General features: G+C 63.5%; 1 pseudogene. It reads left to right on the top strand.

What is annotated here, in order from left to right:
* Positions 1-343, top strand: a pseudogene (locus C667_RS24005) (IS1634 family transposase); the annotation flags it as partial.
* Positions 344-394 lie beyond the last annotated feature (51 nt).

Genomic DNA, 394 nt, shown 5'->3' with positions numbered 1-394 from the left:
GTCGCTCGCCGACATCGAGCGCGGCTTCAAGGTGCTCAAGTCCGAGATCGAGATCGGCCCGGTGTATCACCGCCTGCCCGAGCGAATCCGCGCGCACGCGTCGATCTGCTTCATGGCGCTGATCCTGCACCGGGTGATGCGCAGCCGACTCAAGGCCGCTGACGCGGGTTACACCCCCGAGCGTGCGCTCGAGCAGTTGCAGCGCATCCAGCATCACCGGGTGCGCCTGAACGGCGGCGAGCCGGTCGCGGGGGTGTCGACGCCCAGCACGGAGCAAAACGAGGTGCTTCATGCATTAGGAATCGAAAAGCCAGCGGCGCCGGAGCAGTTGGCGCTGTTGTAGTGGCATTTTTGAAAGTGCGCTCTAGCAAAAACAAGCACTTGCGAGCGTAAC

The organism is Thauera phenylacetica B4P, from assembly GCF_000310225.1.
GTDB lineage: Bacteria > Pseudomonadota > Gammaproteobacteria > Burkholderiales > Rhodocyclaceae > Thauera > Thauera phenylacetica.
This window is presented reverse-complemented; position numbering and strand designations above follow the sequence as displayed.